General features: G+C 39.1%; 14 protein-coding genes and 4 tRNA genes. 10 read left to right on the forward strand and 8 right to left on the reverse strand.

Annotated elements, in window-relative coordinates; translation table 11 throughout:
- Positions 1-357: 357 nt before the first annotated feature.
- Entirely contained in the window at positions 358-1,050 is a 693-nt protein-coding gene (locus KTJ10_RS11780; RefSeq protein WP_262442084.1) for a hypothetical protein, read from the reverse strand.
- A gap of 150 nt (positions 1,051-1,200) precedes the next feature.
- Between KTJ10_RS11780 and KTJ10_RS11785 the strand changes: the two genes are divergently transcribed.
- From KTJ10_RS11785 to KTJ10_RS11825, 9 genes are all read left to right on the forward strand, one after another.
- Positions 1,201-1,599, forward strand: a complete 399-nt coding sequence (locus KTJ10_RS11785) for a cation efflux protein, CzcI-like (RefSeq protein WP_262442085.1) — start codon at positions 1,201-1,203, stop codon at positions 1,597-1,599.
- Positions 1,600-1,655: 56 nt separating this feature from the next.
- On the forward strand, positions 1,656-1,850 hold the full coding sequence (locus KTJ10_RS11790) for a hypothetical protein (protein ID WP_005067033.1): 195 nt from the start codon (positions 1,656-1,658) through the stop codon (positions 1,848-1,850).
- On the forward strand, positions 1,841-2,458 hold the full coding sequence (locus KTJ10_RS11795; protein ID WP_262442086.1) for a methyltransferase family protein: 618 nt from the start codon (positions 1,841-1,843) through the stop codon (positions 2,456-2,458). The genes KTJ10_RS11790 and KTJ10_RS11795 overlap by 10 nt, the downstream gene beginning before the upstream one ends.
- 144 nt (positions 2,459-2,602) lie before the next feature.
- Positions 2,603-2,776, forward strand: coding sequence for a hypothetical protein (locus KTJ10_RS11800; RefSeq protein ID WP_199977048.1), 174 nt, complete (start codon positions 2,603-2,605; stop codon positions 2,774-2,776).
- 198 nt (positions 2,777-2,974) lie between these two features.
- Complete coding sequence (locus KTJ10_RS11805) at positions 2,975-3,370, forward strand: cation efflux protein, CzcI-like (RefSeq protein WP_346524984.1); 396 nt, start codon at positions 2,975-2,977, stop codon at positions 3,368-3,370.
- Positions 3,371-3,427: 57 nt separating this feature from the next.
- On the forward strand, positions 3,428-4,837 hold the full coding sequence (locus tag KTJ10_RS11810; RefSeq protein WP_262442087.1) for a TolC family protein: 1,410 nt from the start codon (positions 3,428-3,430) through the stop codon (positions 4,835-4,837).
- The gene (locus KTJ10_RS11815) at positions 4,837-6,042 is read left to right on the forward strand and encodes an efflux RND transporter periplasmic adaptor subunit (RefSeq protein ID WP_262442089.1); all 1,206 of its coding nucleotides are present in this window, start codon (positions 4,837-4,839) and stop codon (positions 6,040-6,042) included. Before KTJ10_RS11810 ends, KTJ10_RS11815 begins: the two co-directional genes overlap by 1 nt.
- Positions 6,032-9,190, forward strand: coding sequence for an efflux RND transporter permease subunit (locus KTJ10_RS11820; RefSeq protein ID WP_262442090.1), 3,159 nt, complete (start codon positions 6,032-6,034; stop codon positions 9,188-9,190). Before KTJ10_RS11815 ends, KTJ10_RS11820 begins: the two co-directional genes overlap by 11 nt.
- Before the next feature lie 132 nt (positions 9,191-9,322).
- Positions 9,323-10,279, forward strand: coding sequence for a cation diffusion facilitator family transporter (locus tag KTJ10_RS11825; RefSeq protein ID WP_262442091.1), 957 nt, complete (start codon positions 9,323-9,325; stop codon positions 10,277-10,279).
- Positions 10,280-10,299: 20 nt separating this feature from the next.
- Here the strand turns inward: KTJ10_RS11825 and KTJ10_RS11830 are convergent, their stop codons facing one another.
- The gene (locus KTJ10_RS11830) at positions 10,300-10,638 is read right to left on the reverse strand and encodes a hypothetical protein (RefSeq protein ID WP_002117013.1); all 339 of its coding nucleotides are present in this window, start codon (positions 10,636-10,638) and stop codon (positions 10,300-10,302) included.
- 273 nt (positions 10,639-10,911) lie between these two features.
- Here KTJ10_RS11830 and KTJ10_RS11835 point away from each other — a divergent pair, with 273 nt between their 5' ends.
- Entirely contained in the window at positions 10,912-11,859 is a 948-nt protein-coding gene (locus KTJ10_RS11835; RefSeq protein WP_199977039.1) for a hypothetical protein, read from the forward strand.
- A gap of 90 nt (positions 11,860-11,949) precedes the next feature.
- Here KTJ10_RS11835 and KTJ10_RS11840 read toward each other — a convergent pair.
- From KTJ10_RS11840 to KTJ10_RS11865, 6 genes are all read right to left on the reverse strand, one after another.
- Positions 11,950-12,025, reverse strand: a tRNA-Glu gene (locus tag KTJ10_RS11840).
- Positions 12,026-12,053: 28 nt separating this feature from the next.
- A tRNA-Glu gene (locus KTJ10_RS11845) sits at positions 12,054-12,129 on the reverse strand.
- A 121-nt stretch (positions 12,130-12,250) separates the two neighbouring features.
- On the reverse strand, positions 12,251-13,150 hold the full coding sequence (locus tag KTJ10_RS11850) for a hypothetical protein (protein WP_202732999.1): 900 nt from the start codon (positions 13,148-13,150) through the stop codon (positions 12,251-12,253).
- A 120-nt stretch (positions 13,151-13,270) separates the two neighbouring features.
- Positions 13,271-14,692, reverse strand: coding sequence for an amino acid permease (locus KTJ10_RS11855; protein WP_086264786.1), 1,422 nt, complete (start codon positions 14,690-14,692; stop codon positions 13,271-13,273).
- Between the two features lie 128 nt (positions 14,693-14,820).
- A tRNA-Glu gene (locus tag KTJ10_RS11860) sits at positions 14,821-14,896 on the reverse strand.
- 25 nt (positions 14,897-14,921) lie between these two features.
- Positions 14,922-14,997: transfer RNA gene (locus KTJ10_RS11865), tRNA-Ala, on the reverse strand.
- Positions 14,998-15,035 lie beyond the last annotated feature (38 nt).

The following is a 15,035-nucleotide window of genomic DNA, read 5'->3' on the forward strand; positions in this document are numbered from 1 at the left end:
CTCCCTTGTTCCTCAATTTGATTGAATTGACTCACACTTTTAAGCTAGTCTCTTATATTGAAATATTATGTTTTTTTTTGTAAATGTGATATAGCGTATTTGGATGAAAAATAGTGAAGTTTTGGCTTACATAAAAGTTACACGTGTTTTTATGCTAAGTGAAATTAATCTAGCTCTTCTCTATATACTTTATCTATAGCGGTGTTTTGATAGCTAGAAAATAATCATTTTTTGATAATGTATCTATTTTCTTTGATCAAAAAAGCATGAGTAAAAATTATAAATAACAAACAAAAGACAAATTTTTAAACAAAACCAGCCTAAGGGCTGGTTTTTTAATTTAAGGATTTGGAAATATTAATTATTAAATTCGCCTCGTAAATCAGCCCACATCAGTGATGGAACGACCGTAATCACATCGAAGGTCATGGCAAATGGATAGAGCACCATACGGGTCGCCTTTTTCAAAGGATGTTTTTTGGTAATTTTATTTTCCTGTTGCAGGATAATGGGATAGGGTTGCGCTAAGGTTTTTTGGACCTTTTTAGCTTCTTGTGATTGATAAAGCTGGCCTTTAAAGAAAATATTGATATAAGGATAAGGTGCCGTTTGTTGATTTTGAATGATATTGAAATTTTGTCTAAAGCCGAGAGACTTTAATAAATTTTTTTGCGAGTCATTTAAATCAACCATACGCGTGTTATAGCGTATTTGTAAAACACCATGAAAATGATTGGGGTCATCCATGGTCAGTACTAGTGGGGATGGACTGGTCAGACTCCGTTGGTCTGCCGGGATTGCATGAAGAAGTTTTGATAGCTCAGCGCTTCCCTCGGTCATTAAATAGCTGAAATCTTGGCCTACAAATACGATCCCTTGTTCTTGCTGGTTTTGAACAGCTTGCCCTAAAGCAATGATTTGATCTTTTGCTAAAATGATCTTCTCGATTCTTGTGGTTTCATTAGGAAGGGCTTCTGAAAGCAATGTCGTGGCACAAGCACTCAAATTTAAACAGACGATAACGATTAGGGTGGAAAATAGTTTATACATTGCAGGAACTCAAATAGGAAAATAATTTTTCTAAAGAAAAAACTTTTTTAAAACAGCGATAAATTGACCAAAAATTATTTTGTAATTTTATTACATTGGTATCGCTTGCTATAGTGACTTTGTGCAATTTCTAATTATCACGGTGTACGGTTGCCACGTTCTACAATTTTTATGTCCGTCTTGTTTAGCTTGCTCATATTTCAAAGCTTATGGAATGTGGCAGCGGCATTTTGCGTGCATGAAAATAGGGGAGCGGCATTACAACATTTCGGTCATCATGCAGATTTAAATGTGTATCAATCTTCAGACCATATGCACACTGAACATGTTGGTATTGTAGAAAATTCTGATAATGCTCCATTAAGCTGGCAAGATCACCATGATCATTTACCTTCGTGTTTTCATGTAGTGATGACTGAAAACGCGAAACAAGCTCAAGAACCTATTGTACGTGTACATGAGCTTTCACAAATCTATTACTGGTCTAATTCTTATCAGTCTCCGCATCTTGGCTCTTTAAATCCCCCTCCTGTCTTAACCCTGCTATAGGTGGGGTAGCCGAAAAATAACCCACCAGAAATTTATTTATTTCAAAGGGTTATTTTATGCTTAATTATATGTGCAAACAAAGCGCAGCAATCTTCTATGTAGATTACTCACTTAAACATTCACGTCTTTATGTTAATGACAAGGCGGGATATAAGGTTCTGTCAAATCTTTCCGGGAAACAAAAATATCATTTTAATGAATCGGTTATCTCATCTCTGATGATTCACAGTGATGGAGGTTTATGGAAATGAATATTTTATTTACCCCCCGTGTTAGAACTGTGAGCTCCCGAGTGATTGGGCTGATTTTAGCTATTATTCTTGCTTTAAGTTTTAGTAAATGGCATTTCCAGGAGGCATTTATAGAACATATTTTATGGTTCTTTGGATGGTTTTTTGTGGGCATAGGAGTAATGGGAAGAATATGGTGCAGTCTTTACATTTCTGGATTTAAGAATGCCAGGTTGGTGACAGACGGTCCCTATTCTTTATGTAGAAATCCACTCTATCTGTTTAGTTATCTGGGTGGAGTCGGGATTATGTTGATTACAGAGACGTTTATCTTCCCAATATTATTCACACTTTATTTTCTCTGTTACTACCATTTTGTTATACGTCAAGAAGAAGCATTCCTGAGTGAAAAATATGGAACTGCATATTCAGATTATATAAAGACAATTCCACGCTTTTTACCAAGTTTCAAAAATTTTAAAGAGCCTGAGTTCTATCAGGTTTCACCGAAGCATTTCCGTATTTTTTTAACGCAGGTGGTGTGGTTTATCTGGGTTGCGGCGTTAGTCCAACTTTTTGATGAGTTGCGACTACACGGTGTTCTCCCTTCATTGTTTAGTTGGTTCTAAAAATGAAATGAAAGTATATCCGCATGCTTCTTAGAGACTCAGAAGTTTTGTTCTGAGTTGATTAACTAAGGCATGCGAAAAATTAATTTTATTTCTGGGTTAAATCCTTAAATAAATTCGAAATATTTAGATCAGGTGATTATTATGTCTATTAAACTAAATAAAAAATCAGTTTTGATGGTTTTACTTCTTTCAACAAGTTTGGCTCATGCTGATGGAGGGTTAATATTCCTCGAAAAGAATATTAAGTCTCAGCAAGAAACAAAAGCTAAAGCTGAAAAAAGTAAGAATCCTCATTTAACTTGTAAGCGTAAATAATTTTTATTTTTTAGGAAACTAATTGCTTAATAATTAGTTTCCTATGAGTAAAGATAAAAATTCTTAATGATTTATTCTTATCTTTACTCAGGCGAGATTAGGATCGCTTCTATACTGCTATTTATAGATGTAATTTTATTACATGCCGATAGCCTGCTATAGTGGCTTTGTTCAACTTCTTAGTTTAATGGTGTGCTGTTGCCACGTTCTGCACTTTTCATGTCCGTCTTATTCTGTTTGCTTATATTCCAAAGTTTATGGAATGTGGCAGCAGCATTTTGCGCCCATGAAAATCAGGAAAAGGCATTACATCATTTTGGTCATCATGCAGCGTTGAGCTATGAAGCTTCACAGCATAGCCATACGGAAAAGACAGATATCGTAGGAACTACTCATAAAGCTCCTTTAACCTTGTCTGATCATCATGACCATTTACCTTCATGTTTTCATGTTGTGATTGTAGAAGCACAAGAAAAGCTTGTTTCACCGTTAATACAGTCATCTGAGCCAAAACAACAATATTATTGGTCCAATTCTTATAAGTCCCCTCATATCTCTAAACAAGACCCGCCTCCTGTTTTAACCCTGCTATAGGTGGGGTAGCCGAAAATTAGCCCACCAGAAATATTATTTATTTCATAGGGTTATTTTATGTCTATTTTTTTATACGAAAAGCGTTTCGTTAGTCTGAGTACGTCTTGGGTACTTAAATCATTAGTTGTTGCAGTTGCGCTTTCAACTAGCGTTGTAACAACTGCTGCTAATTCAAATCAGAATCTTGCTGAGAATACTCAATCGCAGCAGGTACAGAATGTTTTAACGTTTGAGCAGGTGCTTGATCAGGTTAAGCAATTTCAGACTCAAACAGGAATTTGGCAAACTCAACAAGATATTGCCGAGAGCAATATCAAACAGAGCCAGCTATGGGAAAACCCGACGGTTTCTGTACAGCAAACGGGTTTTAAATCTGGAAAAGATCAGGAATTAGAACTCGGAATCTCGCAAAAACTAGATATTTTTGGTGTACGTTCCGCAGCAAAAAAACTAGCAAGTGTTCAGCAAAATCAAGTTGAGTTAAATCAGGTTTTATATGAGGCTCAACTGAAGCTGGCGGTAAAATATTTATGGTCACAAGTATCTATTTTAGAACTTGAACATGAAGTTGCTAAAGCCCAGTTAAGAACGAGTAAAAATCTTCTTGATGCTACCCGCTTACGCTTTCAGGCCGGCAGTATTGCTCAGGTTGATTTAGATCGAACTCTTATGACGCATGTTGAAAATCAGCGTTTATATCAGGAAGTTGAATTATCACTGAGTAGTGCTAAAAGAAAATTGGCTAACTTATGGGGTGAGACAGAAGATAACTTCACCTTACGCCCGGATATAAAAAGTGCGTGGCCTTTAAAAAATGAAAGTGATATCGACCAATATCTAAAACAGAATTTGTTAGAACAGTCCCTACAGCTTCAAGCAATACAACAAAATTCTGAAATTAATTATTTAAAGGCAAAAAATCGGCCTACGCCTACTGTAAATATGGGCGTGGTTCGTAGTAAAACCGCAGAAACGAGCAGTACCGAAAATCAGATTCGAGTAGGTATAGCAGTTCCTTTAAACATTTTTAATCGCCAGCAATATGCGCTCAAAGTTGCTCAAAGCAAACTCGATTTAATTGACCAGCAGAAAAGCTTTTATAAAAAGCAAAGCCAGAATTCCATCCGTACTCTACAGTACGAGTTAGCGGGTTTAAAGCAGCAATATAATTTAATGAATGAGCAGCAAATCCCTTTATCAGAGACAGTACAAGAGAAAATGTTGCTTGGCTTTAAAGTCGGTAAATTTGCAATTACTGATGTCCAGCAATCTACCTTGCAATTACAAGAACAACGCTTGAAAAAAGTTCAACTGCTTAAATCTGCTTGGCAAAAAGCAATTGAGGCAGAAAGTTTAGCTCTCGGGATCGATCCAAATATGGTGATGTCTGGAGATGCATTAAATCAAATTAATCAAAATTTATGGCAAGACACCTATAAGTTGCCGACAGTTGTAGGGGCAGAGTAATGTCAGTTAAGAAAATGAAAAACCAATGGTTTATTGCTATTTTGCTACTGATTGTCTGCCTTGCTTTAAGTGCTTGGTTATTTTTCTCTGGAAAAAAACAGCCTAATACTGAAGGTGAAGAAGAGCATGCAGAGGGTGAAGCTGGTCATGAAGAATCTGAAAAAGAGGAAGGCAGTTTAAACCTCACGTCTAAGCAACTGGTTGAATATGGAGTGAAGTTAGAGCAAGTAGGACGTGGAGAAGTTGAACAGAGCCTCTCTTATCCTGCCAAACTGGTTGTAAATACAGACCAGCAAGCACATGTCTCTTCAACGTTTTCTGCGCGTGTAGATAGCGTAAATGTTGCGTTGGGACAACAAGTTGAAAAGGGTCAAGCGCTTGCAACTTTATTTGTACCGGATTTAGTCGATCAACAAGCTAACTTAAGCATGGCACAAGAAGCGTTGACATTAGCGCAGCAAGATTATCAGCGTGAAAAGCAATTGTGGGAACAAGGTGTTTCAGCACGTCAAGATTATCAGCGTGCTTACAATGCTTATCGTCAGGCACAAATTCAGGTACAAGCTGCAAATAGCCGTTTATCTGCCTTGGGAGCGAATCGCTCAAGTAAAGGCCGATATGTTTTAACTGCGCCTTTAAGCGGTGTAATCAGTAATAAAGATATTGTCATTGGTGAGCAAATTGGTCCTGAAAAACAATTATTTGTTATTGATCGCCTAGATCAGTTATGGGTCGAATTTGTGCTACCAAGTGCAAATACCAATATTCAGCCTAATCAGGAAATTGAATTTAAATCACTGCAAACTAACAACATTTTTAAAGCACAGGTACAAAGTTTAACTTCAGAAGCGGATACTCAAACTGGTCGTCTACAGGTTCGTGCCAAGGTACTCACACCTTCAAAAGAATTACGTCCTAACTTAATGGTCAATGTGTTACTGAAACAAAATAATGCAGCGACTGTATTACGGGTTAACAAGACAGCGATACAACAGATTGATGGCAAGAATGTCGTCTTTATTGCAAAACAAGAGAAGGACAAAATTCATTTTGCTCCTGTTGCCGTAGAGTTAGGCAATTATTCTTCAGATGCACACTGGGTAGAGGTTAAATCTGGAATTACTGAAAAGCAGCAATATGTGACTCAAGGTAGTTTCTTGCTCAAGTCCGAACTTGAAAAAGGGGAGGCTGAGCATGGACATTAATAAACCTGATTTGCCAAAGGCTGAAGGTTTGTTTGATCGAATTATTCAGTTTTCAATTAACAACGCCATTTGGGTCATGATGTTTGTCATTGCTTGGATTGGTGTCGGAATTTATAGCTACCAAAAACTTTCAATTGATGCCGTGCCTGATATCACCAATGTACAGGTACAAATCAATAGTCAGGCTAATGGCTTTACTGCGCCGGAAGTTGAGCAAAGGATTACTTATCCAATTGAAAATGCCATGTCTGGTATTCCAAATCTGGAACAGACTCGTTCAATTTCCAGATATGGTCTTTCTCAGGTCACGATTATCTTTAAAGATGGTACTGACATTTATTGGGCAAGACAGCTGATTAACCAACGTTTACAAGAAGCTAAGAGTGCTTTACCAGATAGCATTGATCCGCAAATGTCTCCAATTTCGACTGGACTCGGCGAGATTTATCAATGGGTGGTAAAAGCAGAGCCAAATGCTAAAAAAGCAGATGGTTCAGCCTATAGCGCGATGGACTTGCGCGAAATTCAGGACTGGATTATTCGGCCCCAGTTACAACGCGTACAAGGGGTGGCAGAAGTTAATAGCATTGGTGGATATAACAAGACCTATGTGGTCTCTCCAGATCTGACACGCTTACAACAGTTGCAAATTCCACTCACTGATTTACAAGATGCGCTTCAAAATAATAATGAAAACCGTGGTGCTGGATTTATTGAAGAGAATGGTCAGCAACTCACAGTTCGTGTTCCGGGCATGCTGACATCGATACAAGACATTCAGAACGTTACGGTCGCCACTAAAAACGGTTTACCTATACGGGTTGCCGATGTAGCGTCAGTATCGATTGGTCATGATTTGCGTACAGGTGGTGCTACCTATAATGGACAGGAAACTGTTTTAGGTATCGCCATGATGATGATGGGTGAAAACAGTAAAACTATTGCTAAGGCGATTGACGATAAAGTTCAGGAAATTCAAAGATCACTCCCTCAGGGCGTGGTGATTGAAACAGTCTATGATCGTAGTAGCCTCGTAGATAAAGCGATTAAAACAGTAGCTAAAAATTTGATTGAAGGGGCGATTTTAGTCATCGTTATTCTTTTCATTTTTTTAGGAAACTTTCGTGCTGCTTTAATCACTGCTTGTATTATCCCGTTGGCAATGCTTTTTACCTTAACAGGTATGGCAGAACAGAAAATCAGTGCCAACCTGATGAGTCTAGGAGCTTTGGACTTCGGGATCATTGTTGATGGAGCAGTTGTTATTGTTGAAAACTGTATTCGGCGTTTAGCTGAAGCGCAGCATTTAAAAGGCCGCTTATTAACACGTTCAGAACGTTTCACTGAGGTTTTTCTCGCAGCTAAACAGGCACGACGCCCATTAATCTTTGGTCAGATCATCATTATGGTCGTGTACCTACCAATTTTTGCTTTAGCAGGCGTTGAAGCAAAGATGTTTCATCCTATGGCAATGACCGTTGTCCTAGCATTATTGGGAGCAATTATTTTATCTGTGACCTTTGTTCCGGCAGCAGTAGCTCTGTTTGTTACGGGTGAAGTGAAGGAAAAAGAAAGTCGCTGGATGATGACCTTGAAAAAAGCCTATGCAGGCTTACTCGATAAAGCTTATGCCTTTCGATATGTTGTTGTCACAGCGGCTATCAGCATTTTAATTTTGACAAGTGCTATTGCAACAAGAGTGGGGAGTGAGTTCGCGCCTCAGTTAAGTGAAGGTGATTTTGCGTTGCAACTCATGCGTGCTCCAAGCACAGGCATAGAAGAGTCGCTTAAAATTCAGGAGAACGTCGAAAAGCAGTTACTCAAAGCCTTCCCCGAAATTAAAGCTATTTTTGCAAGAACAGGAACAGCCGAGGTTGCTACCGATGTCATGCCTCCTAATATTTCCGATGGTATTGTTCTATTAAAGCCACACGATCAATGGCCAAACCCTAAAGAAACGATAGATGAATTGCGTACCAGAATGCTGCAATTCGTGAATCAGATTCCTGGTAATAACAGTGAATTCTCGCAACCCATCGAACTACGTTTTAATGAACTCATTTCAGGTGTCCGTAGTGATATTGGGGTGAAAGTTTTTGGGGATGATATGCAAATCCTCAATCAGGAAGCGGAAAAAATAGCCCAACAGCTACGTAGCATCCCAGGTGCCAGTGAAGTCAAAGTTGAACAGACTGATGGTTTGCCATTACTTAATGTAGATGTTAATCATGCACTAGCTGCCCAATATGGATTATCAGTCAAGTCTATTCAGGATATTGTCGCTGCGAGTATTGGAGGACAGAGTGTAGGGCAAATCTTACAGGGTGATAGACGTTTCGATTTTGTGATTCGTTTACAGGAAAACATGCGTACGCCTCAGCAGCTAGCACAATTACCGATTCGCTTACCAAATGGAGGTCTGATCCAGTTACAAGACGTTGCCAAAGTTGAGAATATTCTGGGCCTTGCTCAAGTGAGCCGTGAAAATGGTAAGCGCCGAGTGATTGTGACAGCAAATGTGCGTGATCGTGACCTTGGGTCTTTTGTACAAGAGATGCAAAGCAAACTGGCGCAGCAAAAGCTACCTAGCGGTTATTGGTTGGGTTATGGAGGGCAATTTGAGAATCTTGCTTCTGCCACTGCAAGAATGCAAATCGTCGTACCGATGGCGCTCATCATGATCTTTGTGTTGTTGATGGCGGTATTTAGTAACTTTAAAGATAGTTTACTTGTATTTAGCGGGGTTCCTTTCGCTTTATCTGGTGGATTAGTGGCTTTATGGCTGAGAGATATTCCGCTTTCTATGTCTGCTGGAGTCGGGTTTATCGCTCTATCAGGTGTTGCGGTATTGAATGGTCTGGTAATGCTCACATTCATTAAAGAGCTAAGAGCAACTCTAGATGTTCATGCTGCAACTTGGAAAGGTGCTGTACTGCGATTACGCCCTGTATTAATGACGGCATTCGTTGCTTCCCTCGGTTTTATTCCAATGGCTTTGGCAACTGGAACGGGTGCAGAGGTACAACGACCTTTGGCAACGGTAGTAATCGGTGGCATTATTTCATCTACGATACTAACGCTGGTTTTATTGCCAGTCATTTATCGATGGATGAATGAAAGCAAGACGAATAAAGTTGGGCATTCATAATGTCATCGATTTGAGATATCTTTTTTGATGAAAAAGTTTGAGTCAGAAAAGTATTTGAAACAGGTAAAGGTAAACATGAATTCATGGTTACTTTTACCTCACCATAAAGATAAATAATAAGGAGTCCGCAAAATGGGTGGACAACATGATCATGACCATAGTCATGCTGTAGTGACTGAAGGTAATGCCAAGAAACTAACGATTGCCTTGGCGCTTACTACGACATTTTTAATTGTTGAGGTCATTGCAGGTTTAATCACACAAAGTCTGGCATTGCTCTCTGACGCTGCGCATATGTTTACAGATGCAGCTGCTTTGGCAATTGCTCTGGTCGCAATTCAGATTTCAAAACGTCCCGCTGATAATAAACGTACTTTTGGTTATCAGCGCTTTGAAATTCTGGCCGCTTTATTTAATGCACTCATGCTGTTCGTTGTGGCAATTTATATTTTATATGAAGCCTATATCCGTTTCTCTAAGCCACCCGAAATTCAAAGTGTGGGCATGTTGATCGTGGCAACCATTGGTTTGTTGATTAACCTCATCTCAATGAAAATCCTGATGTCGAGTGCCAATAACAGCCTAAATGTGAAAGGTGCTTATCTAGAAGTATTGAGTGATGCACTAGGTTCAGTAGGCGTTATTATTGGTGCAATTATTATTTACTTCACTAATTGGTACTGGATTGACACGCTTATTGCAGTACTGATTGGATTTTGGGTATTACCAAGAACATGGGTTTTACTTAAGCAAAGTATCAACATTTTGCTCGAAGGTGTGCCAGAAGAGGTCGATATTGAGAAGCTACGTGCAGATTTACTTTCTTTAAAGGGTGTGGAAAGTATTCATCAACTCAAAGTATGGGCGATCACTTCTAAAAACATCCATTTAACAGTGCACTTATTTGCGCCTGAAGCTGATCGTACCAAGTTGTATCAAGATGCTGTTGAAATGCTTTCCCATGAACATGGTATTGGTGAAGTGACATTGCAAATTGAGGACGATGCTGAGATCAATTGTCAGCATATTGCTCAACATGCTTCGCATAAACATGATGATGCAGATAATGCACATTCACATCAGCATTGAGCTGATGTGAACAGTTTTTTTTAAATTTCCCATTCGTTATTGCAGTCACGGCATTTCCAGTGTTTTTGTGACTGCATAAATGCTTGCATAGACAATTTGAAATCAGGCAAATCACGCCAGAACATAAAACCTGCCCCTACAGTAACCACAAATGCAACTACTGTCGCGATTTGAAGAGAACTACCTGCACCATTGCCAAAAATCCACATAAAGATGCTAATGACTACTAACAGTAAAAGCACAAAAATTGCAGGAATCAAGATAACCAGACTTTTAGGAACGACAGGTTTTGCGCTGTTAACGCCTTGGCTCACAGGCATAATTTTAACACTTTGACATTTAGGGCAACGATATTGCATGGGAACTCCACATTTAGTTTGAATCTATTCTAACGGAAATGTGCAGAAAGAAAAAAATTTGTAATATATCGATGAAATGCATTGAGTTAGCAGAAAAATTACTTATGGATAAACAAAGAAATATAAAAAACGGATGATTTATCCGTACACATAAAAAATAAAATAATATTGTAGAGCATGCTAATCTACAGAAAAATGAAGTGTGATTAGCACAATAAATGAGCTTAAATACTCGAATAGGATGTGGGATAAATATAAAAAGGAGAGAGGGACTTGGGTCAACAAGATGACAATAAGTCGCAGCCTACAACGACAGCACCGGTTTTAGCTACCCCAGATACCGCTAAACCGTCATTATCTCGTCGATTACTGCATAAGACATTGCAACATGCCCAAGATGCAGTTGGGTTTGCTAGCGACACGACACGTAATATTGCAGAGGTTGCTGATGCTGCTTTGGACGCGCTCGATCAAGTAACTACGCATACACGACGTGGAGTTGTCGGAATGACAAATCTGGCAGCAGGCACGGTAAGAGATATGGTGTCTGAAACCAGTGAAACAGCACGCCAAGTCGCGTTGATTATGGCGCGAACTTTTTTGGGCAAAAGTACCTTAACGTTGTACTTACCCGAAATGTTATTAAATAATCAAATTCGTAAGCGCATTGATCGCTCAGAAATTGATGATATTAAAATCAAGTGCGGCAATGACAGTTTCCAAGTCGAGATCGATGGGCATTATCATCGCTTCATGTATCGTTTGAGTTTAGATTTTAAAGTATTGGAATGTCGTATTGGGCAGGAAAAATTCTTACGCTTGCGACAAATGGATGAAAGTCTTGATGTTCAGATTCGACATGGCGGCACCTTGTCAAATTGGGCTGTGCGCCGTATTGGTCGAGTTGGTTTCGAAGTCGTAAATATGTTGCCTATTCCATCACTCATTAATCACTTGATTGGCGATATTCCCGGAATCCAACGCGATGGGCATCGCATGTGGTTTATTGACCTAGAGCAAGCAGGATTTATTGACTTTATTAACAACCGTTCATGGATGGTTGAAAAGCTTTTAAGTTTGACTGATTTTAGTATTTTACCAGGCTTGAATATTTTGAGAGAAAGTCGCGAGCTTGTGCAGCAGCTCGTAGATCAGTTTGAAATTAGAGGACTGCGAGTGCAGTCAGGTCGTCTTGAAGTACAAGTAGGAATTGCGGGTTGATAGAGCATATAAAAAGTTAATCATTGATTGGCTTTTTATTTTTTAGGCAAGAAAAAAGCCACTGACGTTATGCAGTGGCTTTTTAGAATTTGGCGTCCCTACGGGGATTCGAACCCCGGTTACCGCCGTGAAAGGGCGATGTCCTAGGCCTCTAGACGATAGGGACTTATATGAGGCATACATCTGAAAAATATTGGCGTCCCTACGGGGATTCGAACCCCGGTTACCGCCGTGAAAGGGCGATGTCCTAGGCCTCTAGACGATAGGGACGTTTCAGAGGTGGGCGTATATTAGGTCGATTTAATAAAAGTGTCAAATAGTTTTCTGAAGAAATATTAAAAAAAACAATCAAGCGATTAAAAATAACTCAAATTGTAGAAAATATATACATTTAGCCCTCATTTTTCTGAAAAGGTTCAATAATTGCCTTTATGACCGACGGATGTTGTAAATATCCTAAAATTTCATGCGGTTGGTTGGCAAAAGTATAAATTTTCTGATTGATAATGGCAGGATCAAAATTAAATGGGGCCTCGCATAAGGGAAAAGCGGTCAAAAAATCGTCCTGAGAGTAAAAATTAAACCAATCACCGTAAATACATGGCGGTCTGGAAATTGGATTCGGGAGCTTACTTTGAATCACGCGAAAAGCTAAAGGCGAAGCTAGGGTAATAAAACGCTTAACTGAGAATTGATAAGATGGATCTGATAATAATTGGAAAGCGATAACTGAACCAAGAGAGTGTCCCACCACAATATAATCTTCTTCTTCTCGCATTTTCTTTAAAATTCTTTGATGTACTTCCTGCATGAACTCTGGATTAGATAAATACATATAGGTTTCGATAAGGAATTGTTGAATCAAACTTTCATGCAGTTTAGGAAAGTTATTTAATAAAACAACTAGTTCTTTCAGTACGCGATCTTTAACTAATTGAGAAGTGAGATAAAGTCGTTCTGAGAAGCTTTGCTCAGCTTGATCGGTTGAGGGACGTAACAACGGAACAAATGGAGTGTGCTCTTTAGGTGGGGGATTACTTGGGTGTACGTTAATAGGGAAATAATTATTAAAAAATGATTTAGGTAACAACGTGTTAAGGTCTAATTGATTACTTAATTGGTATTTGGTCATTAAGTCGCCATAAAATGGCATGTGAATATGAAGATCACGGATATTAACTCTGCAAGGCATTTGTTTTAGGCCGAGCTTAAACACTTTTAACCAATGCTCTTTCAAGCGATGTGCTGTGTAGTTTTGTTGATTCATCCCGTGGATAAATATAATTTTCATTCTATACAAAGAATTGTTTTTAATATAAATTTTAATCTACCGTGGTCTGATATATAAAACCAGTATGTAGGCAAAAAAAAGTGTAGCTTTTTGCTACACTTTAATTGAATAACGACAGTCTTAGTCTTTATTACGATAAAAAATGAAATAACTGGCATAGCATAAAGCTGTGAAAATGAGACAGCCTACAAAACCAGCACGCATTTCAGGGTCTGCTGCCATACTTAAACAAGTAATAAAACAGAAAATAAAACCTAAAATTGGCACAATAGGAAATAAAGGCGCAGCATATTGTAAGTCTTTAACAGTATGGCCTGATTTATACCATTGGCGGCGGAAATTGAACTGGCTTAAACAAATGCTCATCCATACAATCACCATGGTAAAAGCCGCTACGCCAAGCAGATTCTTAAAAATAGTCTCTGGTGCAAATTGCTCTGATAGCAAACCTGGAATTGCTCCAAACATGGTTACAACTAGAGCAACGATTGGTGTTCCACTTTTTGATAAAGTCGCAAACACACTAGGTAGTAATTTTTGTTCTGACAGAGACCACATCATACGTGAAGCTGCATATAAGCCAGAATTTGCTGCTGAAAGTAGAGCAGTAATAATTACAAACCTAATAATGTCATCCGCATATGGAATGCCAATATAATTGAATACGGTCACGAAAGGACTGCTACTTACACCATCACCGCCTAGACCTGCGAGTTGGAATGGGAGTAAGGCGCTAATAACAATGATGGTACCTACAAAGAAAATAAGTAGGCGCCAGATCGCGGCATTAATCGCTTTTGGTACATTTTGAGCTGGATCTTTTGTTTCGCCAGCTGCTACACCAATTAATTCGGTTCCTGAGAAAGCAAAGTTAACAATTAGCATGGTCGTAAAAATAGGAATTAAACCATGAGGGAACCAGCCTTGAGCTGTAAGATTGCTAAATAGTGGAGCAGTCTGGGCACCATGGAATGGAATTAAACCAAAAATTGCTAATAAGCCAAGAACAATAAAAGCAATGACCGTGACGACTTTAACAAGGGCTAGCCAAAACTCAGACTCAGCAAAAATACGCGTTGAACTAATATTTAAGCCAAAAATAGTAACTGCAAAAATAATTGTCCAAATCCACATTGAAATTTGAGGGAACCATTCTTGCATGAGCAATGCTGCGGCTGTGAATTCTGTTCCAAGCGTTGCAGTCCAAGTTAACCAGTACATCCAAGAAATCATATAGCCTGTACTTGGACTAATGTATTTTTTGGCATAGGCACCAAAAGAACCTGAAACAGGCATGTGTACAGCGAGTTCTCCTAGGCAGAGCATGACCATGTAAGCGATCGCGCCACCAAGAATATAGGCAATAATTGCGCCAATAGCTCCAGTTTGTGAAATGACTTCCCCTGAACCTAAAAATAGACCAGTTCCGATCGCTCCGCCCAGTGATAACATCACAAGGTGGCGAGTACTCATGGCTCTTTTTAAAGGTGCAGTACTGTTCTGATGCTGATGAGCATCTAGTTGTTTGTCAGATGGCTGCATATTACACATTGAGAGAATTAAGAAAGACGCTATTTTAGATAAAATAGACAAATGTGCAATCTAGAAAGAGATAAAGAATAAACAGTAAGGTGACGATAGAGTCTTTTAATAATTTTTAAAGCAGAATATGGCGTCCCTACGGGGATTCGAACCCCGGTTACCGCCGTGAAAGGGCGATGTCCTAGGCCTCTAGACGATAGGGACTTGATGAGGCAAACACAAAGGAGCGTGGTGGAGTCAAGCGGGATCGAACCGCTGACCTCTACAATGCCATTGTAGCGCTCTACCAACTGAGCTATGACCCCAGTTTGTGTGAGCGCAATCTTAGGGTGAATGCGCTCAC

Source organism: Acinetobacter sp. WU_MDCI_Abxc222 (genome assembly GCF_025514755.1).
Taxonomy (GTDB): domain Bacteria; phylum Pseudomonadota; class Gammaproteobacteria; order Pseudomonadales; family Moraxellaceae; genus Acinetobacter; species Acinetobacter geminorum.

Bases quoted from the DNA above. Each gene is read 5' to 3' on its own strand.
- KTJ10_RS11780 (WP_262442084.1), bottom strand. From the start codon at position 1,050: ATGTATAAACTATTTTCCACCCTAATCGTTATCGTCTGTTTAAATTTG.
- KTJ10_RS11790 (WP_005067033.1), top strand. From the start codon at position 1,656: ATGCTTAATTATATGTGCAAACAAAGCGCAGCAATCTTCTATGTAGAT.
- KTJ10_RS11795 (WP_262442086.1), top strand. From the start codon at position 1,841: ATGGAAATGAATATTTTATTTACCCCCCGTGTTAGAACTGTGAGCTCC.
- KTJ10_RS11800 (WP_199977048.1), top strand. From the start codon at position 2,603: ATGTCTATTAAACTAAATAAAAAATCAGTTTTGATGGTTTTACTTCTT.
- KTJ10_RS11810 (WP_262442087.1), top strand. From the start codon at position 3,428: ATGTCTATTTTTTTATACGAAAAGCGTTTCGTTAGTCTGAGTACGTCT.
- KTJ10_RS11815 (WP_262442089.1), top strand. From the start codon at position 4,837: ATGTCAGTTAAGAAAATGAAAAACCAATGGTTTATTGCTATTTTGCTA.
- KTJ10_RS11820 (WP_262442090.1), top strand. From the start codon at position 6,032: ATGGACATTAATAAACCTGATTTGCCAAAGGCTGAAGGTTTGTTTGAT.
- KTJ10_RS11825 (WP_262442091.1), top strand. From the start codon at position 9,323: ATGGGTGGACAACATGATCATGACCATAGTCATGCTGTAGTGACTGAA.
- KTJ10_RS11830 (WP_002117013.1), bottom strand. From the start codon at position 10,638: ATGCAATATCGTTGCCCTAAATGTCAAAGTGTTAAAATTATGCCTGTG.
- KTJ10_RS11850 (WP_202732999.1), bottom strand. From the start codon at position 13,150: ATGAAAATTATATTTATCCACGGGATGAATCAACAAAACTACACAGCA.
- KTJ10_RS11855 (WP_086264786.1), bottom strand. From the start codon at position 14,692: ATGCAGCCATCTGACAAACAACTAGATGCTCATCAGCATCAGAACAGT.